The sequence below is a fragment of the Olivibacter sp. SDN3 genome, assembly GCF_014334135.1.
GTDB lineage: Bacteria > Bacteroidota > Bacteroidia > Sphingobacteriales > Sphingobacteriaceae > Olivibacter.
The window spans coordinates 520320-541158 of the sequence record NZ_CP060497.1 but is presented as its reverse complement, the minus strand read 5'-3'; the positions used below and the strand labels follow the sequence as shown (position 1 = coordinate 541158).

The window sequence follows — 20839 nt, the reverse complement described above, 5'->3', positions numbered from 1 at the left end:
GCCGTCTTCTAGGCCGTGTCTGCAACGGGCATAAAACCTGTAGGGCTTTGGGAGCAGCTTCGGATGCGCATAAGCACTCTTGTGACGTGAGCGGAGCGAGCGTTACTTTTGCGTGGCGTTCCAGGGCTGTTAAAAAACTGTATTTATGCTTATGAATAGAGATTACGGTTATCGCAAAGCCTACTAAATGTTCTCTTATAAGGATAACTGGGAAATCGTCATTGGTAGAAACCGTTCAATTAAAAAAAAGACCGGCCTTGAAATATCCGGGTAGCAAAAGCTAAGTAGTGGCAGAGCCTTTCAAAGAAGATTTTTCATTTTCGTAATTTGTTTTGAAAGGTAATGAAGCTTGCTTCGCAGGTCCAGCCGGGAGTTTTTGGTTACTTTTTTCGGAAAAAAAGTAACATATATAATATAAAAACTTTATGAAATATTTTTGCTTCATCATCCTTGCGTTGCTTTTTAGTTGTAAGAAATCGTCTGATACAAAACCTACATCCTTAAGCGTTGAACGTAAAATTGATCCGATAGGTGTGGAAGCCAAGAACCCGCAATTTGGATGGGTTATTCAAACAGAAGAGCGCGGTTATGAGCAATCGGCCTGGCAGATTCAAGTGGCTTCCAACAGGGAAAAACTGCATGAAGGCGCCGCCGATGTATGGGATTCTGAAAAGGTGCAGAGTAGCGGGCAGCATTTTATAGATTATCAGGGGGAGGAGCTACAGTCTGCGCAGCCATATTTTTGGCGCGTCAAAATCTGGTCGGCCGATGGAAGGGAGTCCGCTTGGAGTGATCCTGCCTCCTTTACTACTGCACTTTTAGACAGCAGAGAATGGAACAAGGTAAAATGGATTGCCTTTGAAAAACTCGATGAAAACCAGAAGATCATGCCCGGGGTACACCTCAATGGTGATCACTTGGGCGAACGGGGTGTCAAACGGGCAACGATTCCCTTATTTCGCAAGACATTTGAGGTCAATGGCGATAAGACCGTAGAACAGGCATTGCTGTTCGCTAGCGGTTTAGGCCAATATGAGGCTCATTTAAATGGCAAAAAAGTAGGCGACGAATTCCTTGCTCCGGGGTGGACGAACTATGAGGAGCGTGCGCTTTACAATACCTATGATATCACAGAACAAGTGAAAACAGGTGAAAATGCACTAGGCGCACTGGTAGGGACCGGTTTTATGTACATCAATAGAGAGCGTTACCGTAAAATGGTAAGGGCCGAAGCTTTTCCAATGCTCCGCATGAAATTATTGCTAAGGTATACGGATGGAACTGTCGAAGAGGTGATAACGGATCAAACCTGGAAGACCTCTCCCTCAGCTATTACTTTCAGTACCATCTACGGTGGTGAAGATTATGATGCTACCAAAGAGCAAACAGGCTGGGACGAGCCAGATTTTGATGATGCTTCCTGGCAAGATGTCGTATTGGTGGAAGGCCCTGGAGGAAGGATGCATGCACAGCAAGATTATCCCTTAAAGGTAATGCAGACCTTTGATAGCCAGGAAAAAAAGGAAGTGGGTACGAACAAGTTCTTATACGATTTCGGGCAGAATGCCTCGGGTATTATCCGATTACAGGTGAAAGGGAATAAAGGTGATAAAATAAAAATTACACCCACCGAAGTGTTGGACGATGATGGTATGCCATACCAGAATGCCTCGGGCGGCCCTTATTATTTCGAGTATACATTAAAAGGAACAGATCAGGAGACTTGGGAGCCAAGATTCACCTACTACGGCTTTCGCTACGCCTTGGTGGAAATCGATGGTGAAGCACCGAGGGACGTGGAACAGTCGCTCAAGATCCAGCTTTTGCATACCCGTAACAGCTCACCTACTGTGGGATCCTTTAAGAGTTCAAATGCACTGTTAAATCAAGTAAATGAACTGATCAATTGGGGGATTAAGAGTAACCTGGCCAGTGTAGCTACTGATTGCCCACATCGCGAAAAGTTGGGATGGTTGGAACAAACACATCTGATCGGATCCTCTCTCAAATATAATTTTGACATTTATAAGCTGTATAATAAAATTATTGACGACATGATCGAGGGGCAATTGCCTAATGGATTGGTACCCGATATCGTGCCCGAATACGTACCTTTTGAAGGGGGCTTCCGCGATTCTCCGGAGTGGGGCAGTGCTTCCATTATCATTCCTTGGTATCTGTACCAATGGTATGGCGATAAAAGCATACTCGAAAAGGCTTATCCAATGATGAAGCGCTATCTTGATTATCTGGGCACAAAGGCAGATGGGCGTATTCTTTCGCATGGATTGGGCGACTGGTTTGACCTCGGTCCTGAAAATCCCGGGGTTTCACAACTCACACCCATTGCGTTAACAGCTACCGCCACGTATTTTTACGATGCACATTTGATGGCCAAGATTGCGGAAACGCTTGGAGAAACGGCAGATTTAGTAGATTACCAGCAGCTGTCGGCCAACATTAAAATTGCATTTAACGATAAGTTTTTTGAAAAGGAAACAGGTGTGTACGCCACGGGAAGCCAGACGGCTTATGCGATGCCACTATATATGGGCATTGTAGACAGCAGTGATAGGGAAAAGGTAGCAAACAATTTGATAGATTCCATAAAGGCCGGTAATAATGCCCTGACAGCCGGGGATGTAGGTTACCGTTATTTACTCCGCGCTTTGGAAGATGCGGGAGCCTCCCAATTGATCTATGAAATGAATAACCGCGATGATGTGCCAGGTTATGGTTACCAGATCAAACATGGTGCTACCGCACTTACCGAGTCTTGGCCTGCATTGAAATATGTATCCAATAACCATATGATGCTGGGGCACCTGATGGAATGGCTGTATAGTGGTTTGGGCGGCATTCGGCAGCAGGAAGGTGATGTAGGCTTTAAAAACATCCTGATCGAGCCGGAAATCGTAGAAGGGCTCGACTGGGTGGAAACCGGTTACCACTCCATTAATGGTGAAATTAAGGTGCGTTGGACAAAGGAGGAAGGAGGGCTAAGCCTAGATATAGAGATTCCTGCAAATACACAGGCACAACTGCTATTGCCGGCAGCAACGGTTGAACAAATAACGGAAAATGGCGAGGCCCTAAGGTCTAATCCATATATCTCAACGGCAACTCATGAAAAAGCGGGTAAAATCGGATTGGATATCGGGTCCGGTTCCTACTCGTTCACCATAGCTAAACAATAAAACCATGATGAATAATAAAGCTACCTTTATTTTACTGGCTTTGCTGTCATTGTTTACCATAACAGTGCATGCGCAACAGCAGAAGGAGAACTTTCAATACTTATTAAGTCATTTTAAAGATCCGGGAAAAGCTTATGGAAGCGCCCCGCTTTGGGTATGGAACGCTGATGTTAATGAGGGAAAGATCGATAGCATGCTGCAGGAGTTCAAAGAAAATGCTTTTGGAGGGGTCTTTGTGCATCCGCGTCCCGGACTAGTTACGCCGTATTTATCCGATCGTTGGTTTGAGCTGTATCGGTATACGGTGCAGAAAGGAAAGGAACTGGATCTCGATGTGTGGATTTACGATGAAAATTCATATCCCAGTGGTTTTGCAGGTGGCCATGTGCCCCAAGAGATGCCGAGCTCCTATAATCAAGGGCAGATGCTTAACTTGGAAAAGGCCAACAGTATACCGTCAAACGATACCACCCTATTCGTTGTACTGGAAAAAACAGGCGATGGTTTTTCAGTCGTTGACCCGAAGGCTTCAAACTACTCCGAAGGCGACTACTATCTCTTTAGAAAAGATTATTACCAAAAATCGCCTTGGTATGGTGGATATTCTTACGTAGACCTGATGGCAAAAGGTGTGACGGAGAAGTTTATTGAAATAACCATGAGCGGTTATGAAAAAACGCTGGGTCATGAATTTGGCAAAACCATACCCGGCATCTTTACCGATGAGCCTAACATCGAGGTACAGGGAGCGAACAACATTCGCTGGACACCCGATTTATTTGCAATTTTTCAGCAAACCTGGGGTTATGAGCTGCAGTCAAACCTCCCGTCGTTGTTTGAGGAGGTTGGCGATTGGAAGAAAGTAAGGCATAATTATTACCAGGTACTGTTACAGCTGTTCATCGACCGTTGGTCAAAACCGTGGTATAATTATACCAATGAAAAGAACTTGGAATGGACGGGACACTACTGGGAACATGGTTGGCCAAATCCTAATCATGGCGGCGATAATATGGCGATGTATGCCTGGCACCAACGTCCGGCTATTGATATGCTATTCAATCAGTTTGATGAAATCAGTCCAAATGCCCAGTTTGGTAATATACGTGCCGTAAAGGAACTGGCTAGCGTGGCCAACCAGCTGGGCCGGAAACGTACGCTCAGTGAAACCTATGGCGGCGGCGGGTGGGAACTGACTTTTCAGGATATGAAAAGGTTGGGCGATTGGCAATATGTGCTGGGGGTAAATACGTTAAACCAACATCTTTCGTATATGACCATGGTTGGCGCACGCAAATACGATTACCCGCAGTCTTTTTCTTATCACAGTCCGTGGTGGCCCTATTATAAACCCTTAAATGAATATTTCAAGCGTTTATCTTTTGTGCTGTCTTTGGGGAAACAAATTAATGATGTCTTGGTGCTCGAACCTACTACCTCTGCATGGATGTACTCTACCTATCAGGATGCTATGCCCAGGCGGCAGGAAATTGGCCAGGCTTTTCAGTCCTTCGTTACCCAATTGGAAAAAGCACAGGTGGAGTACGACTTGGGCTCAGAAAATATTATAAAAGATCAGGGGGATGTAAAAGACGCAAAGTTTGTGGTAGGTGAGCGCACCTACGGTAAGGTGATCATTCCGCCGGGCATGGAAAATCTCGACGGCAAGACTGCGGAGTTATTGGCAAGTTTCGTCAAGAATGGCGGCGAACTAGTGGTGCTGGAAGACCTTCAATATATCGATGGAGCACCAGCGGATGAACCATTACGACCTTTGCAAATTCACCGAGCGGCGTTGACAGATTTTTCGACCGACGCCTTGAAATTAGACGGTATTTCCTTTGCTCCCAAAGACACCCTAGGTAAACTCTATCATCAGCGGCGTGTACTTGGCGATGGTGAATTGCTTTTCTTGGTCAATGCAAGTTTAACGGCATCCGCTAAGGGAAATATTGATGTGCAGGGTAAAAACGTCTACCTGTTAGATTTGACGGATGGGCGGCGTTATAAATATCCCGTAAAGGCAAAAGGTATAGCTTATGATTTACCTGCAGCTGGAAGTAAGCTGTTTTTTATCAGTGAAGCCGATTCTGCAGAAATCCCGTTATGGGAGGAGCAAGCGGGAGACGAAGGGAATATCGTGGAGGCCGTTACGCAAGCGGAGTTTCTCGAACCGAATGTATTAACCCTGGATTTCTGCGATGTCCATATCGGCGATACGCTCATAAAGGATCAACAGGTCTTTCACGCTTCGGATACCATCTTCAAGCATTTTGGTTTTGTAGATGGCAATCCTTGGAATACTTCGGTACAGTATAAGGATAATACCATCAGGCGCGACACATTTGCAGACGATGATCGTTTTAAAGTCGACTACCATTTCCAGATCAAACCGGGAGTTCCAACAAAACGCCTGGAAGCAGTGGTAGAACGGCCTTGGCTATGGGAAGTGTACTTGAATGATAAACCCATTCAACCAAATCAAGGCAGGTGGTATCTGGATAAGGATTTCGGTGTTTTTGATATCGGTAGAGAAGCGATCCATGGAGAAAATAAGTTAAGCCTTGTTGCAAAAAAGATGCGGGTACATGCCGAGGTTGAACCGGTGTATATTCTGGGCGATTTTGATCTACAGAGCGCGGCGAAAGGTTGGGAGCTTACGGCATCCTCTCCGGTCAAACTCGGTAACTGGAAAGATATGGGCAGACCTATGTACGGCCAGCAGGCAAGCTACAGCAAAATATTTCAGGCAGTTAAAGGCAAAAGTTACAAGATTAAGTTAACTAAGTGGGCAGGCACCGCGGCTGTAGTCAAGGTGAACGGCCAATTGGTAGGAGATATTAGTCTGGCACCATTTGAACTTAAATTGGATGAAATCTTAAAGAATGGTGAGAATAAAGTAGAAGTCATTATCGTTGGAAGTTTAAAAAACACCTTAGGCCCACACCATAACCAACCTAAACCAGGTATGGTTTCACCTTGGCATTGGAGAGGTGTGGAAAAGTACCCCTCCGGAAGCGCTTATGACCTGTATGAGTACGGTCTTTTAGCGGATTTTCAATTAATAGAAATGAACAATAATTAATATAATTTTTGATGGAAGAAGCATTGAATTTCTCAACAGCACCACTAAAAATAGGTTTATTTGGTATTGGATTGGATACGTACTGGTCGCAATTCGAAGGGCTGGAAGAGCGTTTAAAGAATTACTTAAACAAGATAGCAAGCAAGTTAAAGACTTCTCACTCCGAGGTGGTCAATGCCGGTCTGGTTGATAACGTCGACAAAGCATTTGCAGCGGGGAAAATGTTTAAACAGGAGGATGTTGGCGTGATTTTCTTATATGTTTCTACATACGCCCTATCGGCTACCGTATTGCCGGTGGTACAAAAGGCCAAGGTGCCGGTTATCATTTTAAACTTATCGCCCGAAGCGGCTATTGACTATGCTTCTTTCAATAAGCTGGGCGATCGCAAGCAGATGACGGGCGAATGGTTGGCCCATTGCGCTGCCTGTCCGGTACCGGAGATAGCAAATGTGTTCAATAGGAGCGGTATCCGTTTTCATCAGATCACTGGACTACTGGATAATGACGAGGAATGCTGGCAGGAGGTGGCCGAATGGGTGGCCGCTGCGCAGGTTGTACAGATTATGCAGTACAATCGCTTAGGTTGTTTGGGGCACTACTATAGCGGAATGTTGGATATCTATACCGATCTTACCAAACAATATGCCACCTTTGGTGGGCATATCGAATTGTTGGAGGTAGAGGAACTGGTAACCTTGAGAAAAGAGGTCTCCGAGGTGGAGCGGCAAGATCGTTTGGACCTGTTTGCGCAAACCTTTGCTATACAAGAGGATTGCAGTGCGGAAGAATTAACAAAAGCAGCCATTACCTCCGTGGCTTTAGATCGATTGGTAGAAAAGTACAAACTGGGTTCCATGGCTTACTATTATAAGGGTACGGGAAACAAAGAAAACGAGGAAGCTATCAGCTCGATCATATTGGGTAATTCCCTGTTAACCGCCAATGGCATCCCGGTAGCGGGCGAATATGAGGTGAAAAATGCGCAGGCGATGAAAATTATGGATAGTTTCGGCGCAGGAGGCTCGTTTACGGAGTATTATGCGATGGATTTTAACGAAGATGTGGTGCTGATGGGGCATGATGGCCCGGGGCATATTGCTATTGCTGAAGGGAAAACTAAAGTACGACCATTGAAAGTTTATCACGGTAAAGTAGGAAAGGGGGTGTCTGTGGAAATGATGGTTAAAAACGGACCGGTTACTTTGTTGTCTGTTGTGGAAGCAAAAGACGGTAGTTTATTCTTACTGATGGCGGAAGGGGAATCGGTTGCAGGGCCCATACTCGAAATAGGGAACACCAACAGTCGCTATAAATTTTCTATCGGAGCCCGGTCTTTTGTAAACGACTGGAACAGTTATGGGCCGGCACACCACTGCGCTATCGGGGTAGGGCATATCGCATCCAAAATCAAAAAATTCGGGCAGCTATTGGATGTGCCGGTTGTACAAGTGTGTTAAGCCTACACCGGCACAAATCGCCGCTGGAGGTGCTGCCGAATATACACAATAAAAACAATGACGATAATAGCTCCTGCCGTACCCTGAATGATCAAGGTGTAATGTATGCCTAAGCTTTGTGCGAGCGCCCCTATAAACAAACTTCCAATTGGAAATACACCTTGAAAAGCCATGATGTAATAGCTGATGGCACGTGCCCGGAATGCCGGCATAGCATGGGTTTGTATATAGGTGTTGATACTCGAATTCTGTACCATCATACCCATAGATGCAAACATGATACATAACAGGGCCAATGGTAACCACGTGGCAAATGATAGTAATAAGATCCCAAGAGCAAATAAACCCGAAGCCTTCATAACCCGAAACCGGAGATTCGTGCCCGCTTTCGTCATGGCCATATAGGCAGCACCCGCCATTGCACCTAACCCTGCTGCACTTTCAAACCAGCTAAAGGTAGTGGCGTCACCGTCGAACATTTCCCGAGCAATAACGGGGAGCAGCGTAGTATAGGGAATAATCCATAGGCTTGATGCTGCCAGCAGTAAAATAAGTGAAGAGATGTGTGGGGAATTACGTAGATATTTATACCCCTCCTTTAAACCTTGCCAGGTGCTTTCCTGCTTGGCCATAATTGGCTTTTGCTTTAGTCGCATGGATAGTAGAGAACCAAGAACAGCGATAAAACTGACGAAATTGACCGTGAAACACACCACCTCGCCGTAGGTGCTCAACAGGATCCCTCCAACTGCTGGTCCTAGCATCCGGGCCGCATTGAAAGCCGAGGAGTTAAGCGCAATAGCATTTGGGAGGTCTTCCTTATCTTCCACCAGCTCTACCATAAGGGATTGCCTCGCTGTAACATCGAAGGTGTTGATGACACCTTGTATGAAACCTAAGAGGCCAATCCACCACACATTGTAGTACCCGATAAAAACCAATAAGGCCAAAGTACCTGCTTGTAGCATGAGCCCGAATTGTGTGGTGAGTACAATGCGGTATTTCTGATGTTTATCGACAAAACTGCCTATAAAAGGTGCAAGGACAAGCGAAGGAAGAAGGGAAACGAAAGATACTACACCCAGTATCAATGCCGATCCCGTTAAGCGGTAAACCAGCCAGCTAATAGCAATACGCTGCATCCAGGTACCCATTAAGGAAATGGCCTGCCCTGTGAAATGTAAACGATAATTACGATGTTTAAAAGCTCGAAAAATATACATGAAGTACATATACGCGCGCAAAATCCGTACCATAGGCACGATGTGTTCAGAAAAACAATAGGTTTTGTTAATTTTTATCTTATATTCGATAGGTCTAGTTCCTCCAAATTTTGTGCGCATAATCTGAACTTTCTATTAAAAAGGTAGGAGGCAAGTAGGGCTTTAATTGCTATTATTTTCGAGATGAGTCCAATATGAGTCCAGTATAAGTCCAATATGAGTCCAATTTTTGGTAGCTTATACTGGAGTGATATTGGATAGATAATGGATGCAATAACTTGTCATGGAGAAGTCAGTACCCAGTAGGTACGAATCGACTTTAAATGTGCAGTGTAGGGTTTTGGATGATGTTGATAATGGGAGAGCGAATATAACCATTTTGGCTGTGTTACGGCAAAAATGGAGGCCGAAGCAAAAGATGTGCTCCGACCTGACCCAAACAAACATGTTATAATATGTGCTAAAATATCGGTTAACTATTGGTATGTGCTGAGCACCTGGCTTACCTTCCAGCGGCCGCCCTCATTGCTCAGGGTTACATATTCTACCCTGGTGAAACCTTCATATTGCATTTCTACTTTGGCAATGGCGCTGTCGTTGCCCTGTTCGATCATGGTATAAGCGGTTTCGCAGTTCTGCTGTATATTGGGTTGTTTTTTCAGGAAACCGATGACCTGTGCCCTGTTGTGCTGCACAACCTTTCCCTTGTTGGCAACCTGTTGGGTGAACTGGTTACTGAAGATGGCTTCCACATTTAGGGTGTTCCCTTTGGCAACTATTTCGATGTAGCGGTCCACAACACTTGCACTGGCCACTTTATTGATGGCTTTTGTTTCGGCACGCGCGAAAGCGGCGGTGGCACTGATGATGATGGCGGCGAAGAATAATCTGATGAGCGTTTTCATGACTTAAAGATTTAAAAGGGTGAATGAAGTGTGTTAATTTCTTTATGTTTATTTTGTTTGTTTATTAATGTTTGATTCAAAAGTAGGTCAAAAAGGCTGTTGGGGCGATAGTGATTAGGTGAACCCTTGGAAGAACTCGGTAAACGATGGGATATTCCCGGTGGACCTATATCTTCCTGGAAAACCATGGTGTAAGAAGTCTCCCGGTTCTGCTGGGACATCCAGGGCAGATTCCTATGCTATTCAGGTGATACTCGCCTCCTATCCGCATCGCTCCAGAAAATCTTATAGCGGATTATGGGTGAAGGACAGGTAAAGTATAGGTGAGAAATAGGAGAAGTATCTCCGGAGTATAACTGAAGCATAGCCAAATGAGAACTAAAGAAATGTCGGACTTGAACGGACCTGAACGGAGTTTAGCGGACTTGAGCGGAGTTTTATAGATTTTGCTAGGAAATATGAGAGAAGAGACTTAAATTAACAAAGCAGCCAAAAATAAGTTTTTATCATGAAAACCAAAAGAAAACCGGAATATGCACTAAGCGAAAACAGTAAAAAGTCGACGCAGGACTTTAAATCCGCAAACCGTGTGGCATCGCTCATTTACAAAGTATTCAAAAGTTGCATGCCGCGCGTTTCCAGTCGTGCGCAATATCAAAAATTATGTAAACGTATCCTGAAAATGATGCATGAAGGATCAGACCTACCATTGGGGCAGCGGAAGTGCTATCATGGTGATGTAACGCATCTCGTAGGGTTCCAGTTAAATCCCTATACTTCTTTACAGCGGATTATTTGCTGCCAGCCGAAAATGGTGGTTTTACCGAAGGAACCTGCTCTTGAAATATTCCTCCCTGAAATTTCGATGGTTGATGTAAGAGGCCCTGCTGGCACGGCTTATTTGAATTGGCAAATGAGTTGTTGTGAGGTGGATGCGGATAATTATTCGGTCAATACCCATTGGTCTGCCCCCTTGAAGATACCCATGGAAGGCAAGGTGTTGATGTCGGCTAAGAAAATGAAGATGCCCTTACCGGAGATGGATGGAAAGATTCTGCTGGTCATCGCAACAGTGAATACCTATCGTTGGGATAACTTTCGGTACGGCGAAAACATAAAGCCCTTGCGTTCAAATGACCGGCGATACTATGCCGGGGAAGTCGTTGGAGCTTATTATGTCAAAGACGGAAAATTGGTGCTTTACGAAACCAAACAACCGACAGCAAACGCTTCAGCACAAGTAATGGATAGTCGTCAGGAAATAGCATGGGAGGAAAATGCTCCTGTCGATACGGGTAAAGAACAACAGCGCTATAATATGAACCAATGATAAGGCGATCTTTTTTAATGTTTGGAATATCGTTCAGGATAGTACAGGACGCAAATGTGTGCTGAAAAACGTTTATTTGCTTTTGCACGACTTTTTTGCATACTAACCTTTCAGCCTAATAAACATGGGTACAGATCTTTTTTGTAAAATCCGGCGAAGCGGTGCAGCAACCAGTAATGAGCAGCACCTGCTTGAACGTATTCAACATGGTGATCAACATGCTTTTCGCACACTATTTGATCGTTACCAGCACCGTGTCTTTGCTTTCACGCTGAAAATTGTCAAATCCAGGGAATTGGCGGAAGAAATTCTATATGCAGTCTTCCTGAAAATATGGCAGCATAAAGGCCTTGATCAAATCGAGAATTTTGAATCCTATATCCGTGTCCTGACAAAAAACCATACGCTGAACGTCTTGCGTAGCTTGAATTTAGCGCAAAAGACCAGTGTAGAATTTGCGGCTCATCTTCAGCAACATGATAATGCTACCGAGGAGACAATTTTATTTGGCGAAACAAGTCGCTTGTTGGCGGAAGCCGTAGAAAAGCTGCCACCTAGACAACAATTGGTATATCAACTTTGCCACGAAGAGGGACTCAAATATGAACAGGCAGCGAAGCAATTAGCTGTCTCGAAATTAACTGTAAAGACCCATATGCAACTTGCGCTCCGCTTTATAAGGAAATACCTGAACGCACACACGGAAATTGCCTTCCTTATACTCTCCATGCACTTGATTTGGTTTCGTTAACGACGACGTTGGCTTTTTCTGAAAACGTTGGTAGAAATACGCTTCCACATCATACGGCTATAATGCGTTCTCTTGATCATACCATTTAATTTAAATGATCTGGGTTAAAAAAATCTTTTTTTGTCTTACTCCTTTCGTCTGCGAGATGGGTCTTTCTAATATAAGGACACCTTCACGATGTCTAGGCGTGTCTCTTTGACTATTATGAACGACCGATTAAGATACTTATATAAACGTTACTGTGAAAATCGCTGCACGACGGCGGAACGGGAAGAATTCCTGGCGCTTTTGCAATTAGGGAAAGGCGATGAAAATCTTCATAGTTTACTGGATGAAACTTGGAACGCGCAGCATGATGACCAATCAGAAGTTTTGACAGGACAACAGTTAGAGCATGTTGTTCAGCGGATCATGGATGAACCGCAACCTAAAAGGCCGTTTTGGAGACGCTGGCACTTGGGGCTCGCGGCGACAATAGTCGGTGTGATTATCGGATGCTATTTTCTTCATCTCAGTCAGGAATCTCCGATAGAAAATGAGCAAACATTGGTACAGGTGGATGATGTGCTGCCGGGAGACAATAGGGCCGTACTTGTTTTAGAAGATGGCAGAAAAGTTGATTTGGAGCAGGCGATAATCGGTGAGCTAACACAAATCGACGGCATTAAAGCTCATAAAACAGAGGAAGGGCTGATCGTATTCAGCGCTGGCGAGCATGAAGATATAAGCGCATTAAAACGCCCTCGGCAAAACACCATCACTACGCCTCGGGGAGGAGAATTTAAGATCAAGCTGCCTGATGGATCCATCGCGTTTCTCAATGCCTCGTCGTCGCTTTCGTTCCCCAGCCGTTTTTCGCCGGATGAACGGCGGGTTGAACTGGTGGGTGAAGCTTATTTTGAGGTCGCTAATAAACGCAAAGGAGGCCAGCTGCATCCACCATTTATCGTGCATACTGTGCATCAGGAAGTAAAGGTGTTGGGTACTGCTTTTAATGTCCAAGCTTATCCGGACCAAAAAGCCAATTATACCACCTTGGTAAATGGTGCTGTAAAGGTGTCAACCTATCAATCAGCAACGGATAGGAGTGAGCAGATCTTAAAGCCTGGTCAACAGGCGATCGTAGAAAGTAAGGGGAGTTCGATTAGCATTAAAAAAATCGATTTAGAAGAAGTACTCGCATGGAAAGATGGTTACTTTTTGTTTACCAATGAACCGCTTCGCGGAATTATGGAAAAAGTATCTCGTTGGTATGACGTGGAAGTGCAATATGAAGGAGACGTGCAAGATTTACGCTTTTTCGGTATATATGCACGGACAAAAAGTTTAAGAAGCCTATTGGAAAATATAGAGCAAACAAAAAAAATACGTTTTGATATTCTGAGCAACGACTCAGGAAAGGAAGAAAGGAGGATTATCGTAAAAGCATACCGTAAATAGTTTTAAATAATAGCTAAAATACCGGAAGTGCTGAAACACTTCCGGATGTTGCTGATCGCTATCTTGCCGGATAGCCATCACCGTTTTACAGCCAATTAATTAACTGACTAATTTAAATCTTAACCAAATGTATAAAAAAAGTTCTGCTTTTACAGGCATGAATGACTATGGCCTATTCAAATGTTTATGTATGATAAAAGGAATACTTGCGCTGCTATTAGTAACGGCCTTGCAATCGAATGCATCGAGTTTTGCCCAAAAGAAAGTGACCTTAGATGTTAAAGACGCGCCATTGCGACAAGTGCTCTATCAGATAACCAAGCAAACAGGTTACGACTTTATCAGTGAAGCGCATATATTAAGTAAGGTTAAACCGATTAGTTTAGAGGTGGTTGATTACCCCTTGCGAGAAGTAATCGGACAGCTACTCGATGAGGAGTTGTTTGAAGTGACCTACGGTAATGACCGTACGATTATTATCCGTGAAAAGCCGGAGCGTCGAATTTCTGTACAGCAGGATATTCCTGTTCAGGGAACTGTGACGGATAAGGCGGGTGAGCCCTTAGCGGGCGTGTCGATCAGTTTGTTATCAAACGCTAAACATGGAACGCGTACAGACGAGAATGGAAGTTTTACCTTAACTGCACCCATCAATTCAATATTGGTGATTTCCTATCTGGGTTTCCAAAGACAGGAAGTAGCCTTAAATAATCAACAGGAGATAAAGATCATTTTGGAAGAAGATGCGGCCGCCTTGGATGAGGTAGTAGTAGTAGGCTACGGAAGTCAGTCGAGACGGAATGTTACGGGAGCGGTATCTACCGTTAACCAAGCAGCTATCAAAGACCTACCGGTAACGAGTGTCGACCAGAAGCTCTCCGGACAAATGGCAGGTGTACAAGTTAACCAAGCTTCAGGCACACCTGGAGGCGGAATGGTAATCCGGGTGCGGGGAGCTGGTTCGATAGGGGCGGGCGATGACCCACTGTATGTTGTTGATGGTTTTCCAATAAACAATAGTTACGACAAAACGCAAAACCCCTTGAGTACCCTGAATCCGGATGACATTGAATCCATCAGCGTATTAAAGGATGCCGCTTCTACGGCTATATATGGATCTAGGGGATCCAATGGGGTGGTGTTGATCACAACGAAGAAGGGCAAAGAAGGACTATCAACAGTAGATTTTAATATCTACACCGGAATTCAGCAGATTCCGAGCACGAGAAAGCTCGATATGATGACTGCCGAGGAGTACGCAAATTGGCGTGTGGAACACCGAAGAGATCTTGCGGCTTTTAATAATACCCCCTTTGACGAATCATCTATCCCGGAACCGTATCGAAATCCCGTCGCTTTAGGTAGGGGTACCAACTGGCTTGATGAGATGACCCGGGTAGCGCCTATGCAAAACTATAATGTGACCATTAGCAATGGAAACGAAAAAACAAGGATAATGGCTTCGGGGGGCTATTTTAATCAACAGGGTGTGGTGCGCAATACGGGCTTCGAGCGTTATTCCGTACGCATGAATCTGGAAACGAATTTGGCTAAGAACCTTACCTTAGGGCTTAATCTAGCGCCAACTTATACCAATAGAAAGTTAGCCGAAGCCGAAGGACATTTTACAGATGCCGTGCTCACCCAGGCTTTGTTAACCACGCCGGTTGCTGATGTGCGCTTGGCTGACGGTAGTTTTAATCCGATGATCACTTCGCCTGATGCCTTTGAAAATTCAAATCCCCTCAATGTACTGGAAAATACGAAAAGAAAATCGACAAACGTTAGGGCTTTGTTTAATACCTATCTAAATTGGGAGATTCTTCCGGGTCTGTCCTTTAAGTCTTCTTTTAATGTGGATTGGCAGGATAATAAATTCGATTTCTTTCAACCTTCCTACGTAGGAGCTTTCCGGAATCCTCCACCTCAACCGGCAATAGGACGGTTTGACTCCAATGTGGTGTTGAATTGGTTAAATGAAAATACACTGAATTATACCAAAAACTGGGGAGACCATCAACTGGATGCCTTAGCAGGCTTTACGGTGCAGCAAGAGCGTGGAGAATGGAACCGCGTCGACGGCTCTGAATACCCTAACGATGTCGTGCAAACCATAAATGCGGCAACGGTCTTAACTTCCGATGGCGACGTGCAGAAATGGCAGCTGCTCTCTTATCTAGCAAGGGTAAATTATGTGTTTAAGGATAAATATCTCCTTTCAGGAACCATCCGTAGAGACGGCTCATCAAGGTTTGGTCAGAACAATCGGTGGGGTACCTTTCCCTCTGGTTCTATTGGCTGGCGCCTATCTGAAGAAGATTTCTTTCCCGACGTACCACATATCGATGATCTGAAATTAAGGGCCAGCTACGGTATAGCAGGGAATAATGCCATAGGCAATTATACGGCTATTCCTTTGATCACACAAAGTAATTACGCTTTTGGCGGCAGTCTTGCTAATGGTGTAAATCTGAATTCGCTGGCCAATATGAACCTGGGCTGGGAGTCTTCCAAACAAATGGATATCGGTTTTGATCTCAGTTTGTTTAAAGGCCGCTTAAATGTCGTAGCGGAGTATTATACCAGGAATACTAAACAGATGTTGCAGACAATTGACGTGCCGATAAGTTCTGGATTTAGTCAGGCCATCACCAATCTCGGAAATGTACGTAACCGTGGCTGGGAATTTTCCATAAATTCCTTGAATACCACTGGTGATTTCAAATGGGAAACAGATTTTAATATTTCCTTCAATAGAAATCAGGTGTTGGATATCGGCAATAACGAACGTATCATAACCGGAGTTGCAAACGGTACCAATATCACGGTTGTTGGGCAGCCTATGGGCATGTTTTATGGATATGTCTCCGAAGGTTTGTTTTTAACACAAGCCGAGTTGGATGCTTATCCACATGTGAGCGGACAGGTGATCGGAACCGTTCGCTACCGCGATGTGGACGGTAATGGCATCATAAATGCTAATGATCAGACCATCATCGGCAATCCGCATCCTGATTTTATATTTGGTATGACCAATCGCTTCCGTTATAAAAACGTCGACCTTTCGGTATTGGTCAATGGCTCGTATGGCGCGCAGATATTGGACCAATACAAGCAGTTTACGACCAATTTAGACGGTGTATTTAATGTGGAGCGTGAAGTAATGGATCGCTATCGGTCGCCGGAAAATCCAGGAGCCGGAATCCTGCCAACAACCGTTAGCAATACGAATTTAGCGCGGGATTTTAGGCCATCCCACTGGGTGAAAGATGCGTCGTACATCGCCTTGCGAAATGTTACGTTGGGCTATAATTTCAAAACATCTTTTAGTCGGGCCATGCGTGTTTATCTGAGTGCACAGAATGCATTTTTTATCACGCCTTATAAAGGAGGGAACCCAGAAGTGAGTTTCGAAGGATCAGATTCCTTAGCTCCCGGGGTGAATTTTACAGCTTATCCGGTACCGGCGACATACACTTTGGGGATAAATTTTGGTATCTGATTTCGGTCTGTAATGATATAAATTATGCATGAATTATCGATAAAACAATGCTAACGAATTAATTATTTAATGATGAAACCAACGAGAATACTATATATACTCACATGTTTAGGGGTGATGCTATGCGCTTGTCAAAAAGATTACCTGGACGCCAATCCGGAGCACGAGCAGAATGCGACTAATTTCTTTGCGTCAAAGGAAGATTTTATTCAAGCTGTTAATGGTGCTTATGTTCCGTTAAGGGAAATATTTACAGGTTCGTTTTGGCAATTGGGGGAGATGCGCGCTGACAATACGTCGTTTCAATATAATGCAGGCGATCGTTCGGGTTTTGGAAGGGAGCAGATCGATCAATTTTTAGAATTGGACGATAACGCGTTTGTTTATTCCTTTTTTCAAAATTCTTTTATAGGTATCGGTAGATGTAATGTGATATTAGATCGTTATGCACCGGAGAAGATAAATGATGACAACGCCGCGCAACAGATCGTCGGCCAGGCGACTTTCCTAAGGGCCTACTATTATTTTAACCTGGTGCAGCTTTTTGGCGAAGTCCCATTGGTCTTACATGAAGTGTCTTCCACAGATGACGCTTTTTCTTCAGCAGCAAGAAGACCCGTGAATGAAATATATGAGGCTATCGCGCAAGACGCATTGACAGCTGCCGAAAATCTGCCGGAAAACTACCAACAAGATAACGATTTGGGGAGGGTTACCAGCATTTCCGCACGTATGCTACTGGCTAAATTATACATGGTGCAACAACAATTTGATCGGGCAATGGAACAGCTGAACATTGTTTTACAATCTGACCGATCCTTAAATGCGGACTATGCGGATAACTTTAATCCAGTACGGAAAAATGGTGTAGAGTCTATCTTTGAAGTGCAATACCTGGAAGGCCCTTTCGATATGTCCAGTAATTTCATGTATACTTTTGCGCCTTACAATGGCGGAACCGATATTACAGGTTTTGGATTATATCCAGGTGCCGAATCGGGTTGGAATATTCCGACGGACGATATGCTGAATGCTTATGAAGAAGGGGATTTAAGGAGAGAAAAGTCGATTAATATGAATTTTATTGATCCTAACACGCAAAGGACGGTGCCTTATGTCATTAAATATAGGAGCCCGCATGCCATTCGGTACCAAACCAATGAGAATTTTCCGGTTTATCGTTACGCGGATGCGATGCTAATGGCTGCTGAGTGCCTGAATGAATTAGGGTATGCAGGCAATGGACAAGCCTTCACTTTACTAAATGAGGTAAGATCGCGTGCAGGATTGACACCACAAACCGATCAGCTCCTTGCTAATCAAACAGCTTTCCGTGAGGCGGTATGGCACGAACGGATGGTGGAGCTTGCCTTCGAAAACCATCGTTGGTTGGACTTGTTGCGGACAGGTAGGGCAGAGACTCTGATGCGTGCACATGCAGATCGCGAAAAAGCGCAAAAAAGTTATATCCCTGCCGCGGCCTTCGAAAATATTAATCTTTTGTTTCAATATCCTCGGCGGGAATTATTACTAACGGAGTAATTAAAAAGTCTAAAGAATATAATTAGCTATGGAAAAATACAAGCGCTTTGGATTATTATTATATGCCGTATTTGCCGGCATTTTATCGACTCATGCCAGTCACATTAATCCTAAACTCTTAAAGGAGCAATGGCCTGCTCGATGGATTGCACATCCAAAATTGAGTGAGCAGGAATTTGCTGTTGTTCATTTCCGTAAGGAGGTTGATATTGCTAAAGTTCCGGATAGCCTTGTAGTACACGTATCCGGAGACAGTAGATACAAATTGTATGTCAATGGGCAATGGGTAGGTCATGGTCCCGCAGCGGGAGATCTGCGAAACTGGCAGTTCGAGAGCATCAATATCGAACCTTATCTGAAAGAAGGACGCAATGTGATTGCATCGGAAGTTTGGAACTTTGCTTCGCAGCGGCCAATGGCACATATGTCTATGGAAACGGGATTTATATTGCAAGAGGATGAGCCATCTGGTCCTTACGGTTTAAATACGGATAGTACCTGGCTCGTCATGGCTAATGAGGCTTATGAAACCAAACCCGAGTGGCGTCTGAATACAGATATCGGGGGAACAGAGTGGGTCGATTTCAACCGTTATCCAAGCGATTGGAAAAACAGGGCATTCAAAGTCTCAGGAGAATGGTTGCCGGCAAAACGGGGTAAACATGGAGCGACGAGATGGTCCATTAATAATCAGGCGGGTAGACTTCTTGTGCCCCGAGCGATACCGCCTATGCGGTTAGATTCCATCCGCTTTGCCTCCGTCAGAAATAGTTTCCATCTCGAGCTGTCTGAAGATGTGTTTCACCATAAAAACAGGGTTGTTATCCCAGCAAATACTAAAGCAACGGTTCTGATCGATCAAAAGGTGCTGGTTAATGCCTATCCCGTTTTTGCCATCGATAAAGGGAAAGACGCGATTGTTCATATGGCCTATGCAGAAGCCTTGTTTGATGATAACGGCGGAAAAGGGAACCGTAATACCATCGATGGCAAGCACTTTAAGGGCTTTCAGGACGCTTTCGTTGGTTCAGGAGCAAAGGAGGAGTACATGCCTTTATGGTACCGGACTTTCCGGTACTTGCAATTGACGGTGGAGACAAAAGACGAACCGCTGATTATTGAAGATGGCTATGCACTGCAAACGGAGTACCCCTTCGAGTTAAGGGCAAAATTTACTTCCGACGATCCTTTTCTCGACACACTGTTAACGGTGGGCTGGCGTACGGCTAAATTATGTGCGATGGAAACCTATATGGATTGTCCCTATTACGAACGCTTACAGTATATCGGCGATACCCGAATTCAAGGTTTGGTTTCACTCTACAATAGTGGCGATGATCGGCTTTTGCGACAATCGCTATGGCAGTTTGATCAATCCCGAATGGCTGAAGGCATTACCCTAAGCAGATATCCAACCAATCAAGACCAGCAGATTCCGCCATTTTCCCTTTGGTGGGTAGGTATGGTACACGATTATTGGATGTATCGGAACGATGAGAACTTTGTTCGGGAATTATTGCCCGGAATCCGCCAGGTTTTAAGTTTTTTCAAACGTTACCAAAAAGCAGATGGCCGGCTAGGGCCGATACCTTACTGGAATTTTACGGATTGGGTGGACCGTGAGGGTTGGGTTTTCGGTGTGCCACCCAACGGCACTGCCGGAAATAGTGCGATTCTTGACTTACAGCTGTTATGGGCTTTGCAACTGGCGGGAACCTTGGAATCGGAAATAGGTGTGGAAGCCATTGGCCAAGAATACCAGCAATTAGCGGCGAAACTAAAACAGGCAATCAAACAAGTGTATTGGTCGGCGGAAAAAGGGCTATTTGCTGATGACAAGCAGTTGACGCATTATTCCCAACACGCCAACGTACTGGCTGTCATGGCAGAAGTGGTAACGGGGAGCGAGGCACAGCAGCTCATGGATCAGGTGCTCGAAGATAAGACACTTGCACAAACCAGCATTTACTTTAAATACTACCAATTTCTTGCGCTGAAAAAGGTGGGTTATGCCGATCGGTATTTGGAACAACTTGATATTTGGAAGGCTCATGTAGATAGCGGCTTGAGTACTTGGGGAGAAATCAGCGATGCGAATACGACGCGTTCAGATTGCCATGCCTGGGGAGCCAGCCCCAATATAGAACTGTATCGGATGGTACTGGGTATAGATAGTGATTCGCCCGGTTTTTCGACAGTTAACATCGAACCCGCCTTAGGGGCGCTACAGCGCGCTGGGGGTACTATACCTCATCCAAAAGGTGCGCTATCCGTGGATTATCAAAAAACCGGATCGAAGTGGGAGATTACAGTAAAATTACCGGAAACGGTTTCCGGGAAATTGATTTGGAAAGGGAAGTCGTATAATCTAAAAACAGGACAAGAAACCCATTTATCAATATAA

The 20839-nt window shown here is 44.7% G+C and carries 12 protein-coding genes; 10 read left to right on the top strand and 2 right to left on the bottom strand.

Translation table 11 applies throughout. From position 1 onward, the window contains the following. Window positions 1-425 precede the first annotated feature (425 nt). Genes H8S90_RS02325 through H8S90_RS02315 form a run of 3 tightly spaced genes read left to right on the top strand, consistent with a single transcriptional unit; the run spans window position 426 to window position 7742 of the window. Window positions 426-3197, top strand: coding sequence for an alpha-L-rhamnosidase (locus tag H8S90_RS02325; RefSeq protein WP_187341012.1), 2772 nt, complete (start codon window positions 426-428; stop codon window positions 3195-3197). A 4-nt stretch (window positions 3198-3201) separates the two neighbouring features. Continuing rightward, the gene (locus H8S90_RS02320) at window positions 3202-6282 is read left to right on the top strand and encodes a glycosyl hydrolase (protein WP_187341011.1); all 3081 of its coding nucleotides are present in this window, start codon (window positions 3202-3204) and stop codon (window positions 6280-6282) included. Window positions 6283-6293: 11 nt separating this feature from the next. Continuing rightward, window positions 6294-7742: an arabinose isomerase gene (locus H8S90_RS02315; protein ID WP_187341010.1), complete on the top strand. Its 1449-nt coding sequence runs from the start codon at window positions 6294-6296 to the stop codon at window positions 7740-7742. Between the two features lie 2 nt (window positions 7743-7744). On the opposite strand, the gene H8S90_RS02310 is transcribed toward H8S90_RS02315, so the two are convergent. Together H8S90_RS02310 and H8S90_RS02305 are read right to left on the bottom strand one after the other, a co-directional pair. Continuing rightward, entirely contained in the window at window positions 7745-9085 is a 1341-nt protein-coding gene (locus tag H8S90_RS02310; protein WP_255501773.1) for an MFS transporter, read from the bottom strand. A 356-nt stretch (window positions 9086-9441) separates the two neighbouring features. Further along, window positions 9442-9870 (bottom strand): nuclear transport factor 2 family protein, encoded by a 429-nt coding sequence (locus H8S90_RS02305; protein ID WP_187341009.1) that lies wholly within the window; start codon window positions 9868-9870, stop codon window positions 9442-9444. A gap of 160 nt (window positions 9871-10030) precedes the next feature. Here H8S90_RS02305 and H8S90_RS02300 point away from each other — a divergent pair, with 160 nt between their 5' ends. From H8S90_RS02300 to H8S90_RS02270, 7 genes are all read left to right on the top strand, one after another. Then, window positions 10031-10186 (top strand): hypothetical protein, encoded by a 156-nt coding sequence (locus H8S90_RS02300; RefSeq protein ID WP_222852219.1) that lies wholly within the window; start codon window positions 10031-10033, stop codon window positions 10184-10186. 192 nt (window positions 10187-10378) lie between these two features. Then, window positions 10379-11200 (top strand): hypothetical protein, encoded by an 822-nt coding sequence (locus tag H8S90_RS02295; RefSeq protein WP_187341007.1) that lies wholly within the window; start codon window positions 10379-10381, stop codon window positions 11198-11200. 124 nt (window positions 11201-11324) lie between these two features. After that, window positions 11325-11951, top strand: a complete 627-nt coding sequence (locus tag H8S90_RS02290) for an RNA polymerase sigma-70 factor (protein ID WP_187341006.1) — start codon at window positions 11325-11327, stop codon at window positions 11949-11951. A 177-nt stretch (window positions 11952-12128) separates the two neighbouring features. Continuing rightward, window positions 12129-13391, top strand: coding sequence for a FecR family protein (locus H8S90_RS02285; RefSeq protein ID WP_187341005.1), 1263 nt, complete (start codon window positions 12129-12131; stop codon window positions 13389-13391). A 190-nt stretch (window positions 13392-13581) separates the two neighbouring features. Beyond that, entirely contained in the window at window positions 13582-16893 is a 3312-nt protein-coding gene (locus tag H8S90_RS02280; protein WP_187341004.1) for a TonB-dependent receptor, read from the top strand. A gap of 69 nt (window positions 16894-16962) precedes the next feature. Further along, window positions 16963-18435 carry a RagB/SusD family nutrient uptake outer membrane protein gene (locus H8S90_RS02275; protein ID WP_187341003.1) on the top strand — a complete coding sequence of 491 codons (1473 nt, stop codon included), beginning with the start codon at window positions 16963-16965 and terminating at the stop codon, window positions 18433-18435. A gap of 28 nt (window positions 18436-18463) precedes the next feature. After that, window positions 18464-20839: an alpha-L-rhamnosidase C-terminal domain-containing protein gene (locus tag H8S90_RS02270; RefSeq protein WP_187341002.1), complete on the top strand. Its 2376-nt coding sequence runs from the start codon at window positions 18464-18466 to the stop codon at window positions 20837-20839.

Coding starts and splice junctions, on each gene's coding strand:
- H8S90_RS02290 (WP_187341006.1), top strand. CDS start 11,325: ATGGGTACAGATCTTTTTTGTAAAATCCGGCGAAGCGGTGCAGCAACC.
- H8S90_RS02325 (WP_187341012.1), top strand. CDS start 426: ATGAAATATTTTTGCTTCATCATCCTTGCGTTGCTTTTTAGTTGTAAG.
- H8S90_RS02315 (WP_187341010.1), top strand. CDS start 6,294: ATGGAAGAAGCATTGAATTTCTCAACAGCACCACTAAAAATAGGTTTA.
- H8S90_RS02285 (WP_187341005.1), top strand. CDS start 12,129: ATGTCTAGGCGTGTCTCTTTGACTATTATGAACGACCGATTAAGATAC.
- H8S90_RS02305 (WP_187341009.1), bottom strand. CDS start 9,870: ATGAAAACGCTCATCAGATTATTCTTCGCCGCCATCATCATCAGTGCC.
- H8S90_RS02280 (WP_187341004.1), top strand. CDS start 13,582: ATGATAAAAGGAATACTTGCGCTGCTATTAGTAACGGCCTTGCAATCG.
- H8S90_RS02310 (WP_255501773.1), bottom strand. CDS start 9,085: ATGCGCACAAAATTTGGAGGAACTAGACCTATCGAATATAAGATAAAA.
- H8S90_RS02295 (WP_187341007.1), top strand. CDS start 10,379: ATGAAAACCAAAAGAAAACCGGAATATGCACTAAGCGAAAACAGTAAA.
- H8S90_RS02270 (WP_187341002.1), top strand. CDS start 18,464: ATGGAAAAATACAAGCGCTTTGGATTATTATTATATGCCGTATTTGCC.
- H8S90_RS02275 (WP_187341003.1), top strand. CDS start 16,963: ATGATGAAACCAACGAGAATACTATATATACTCACATGTTTAGGGGTG.
- H8S90_RS02320 (WP_187341011.1), top strand. CDS start 3,202: ATGATGAATAATAAAGCTACCTTTATTTTACTGGCTTTGCTGTCATTG.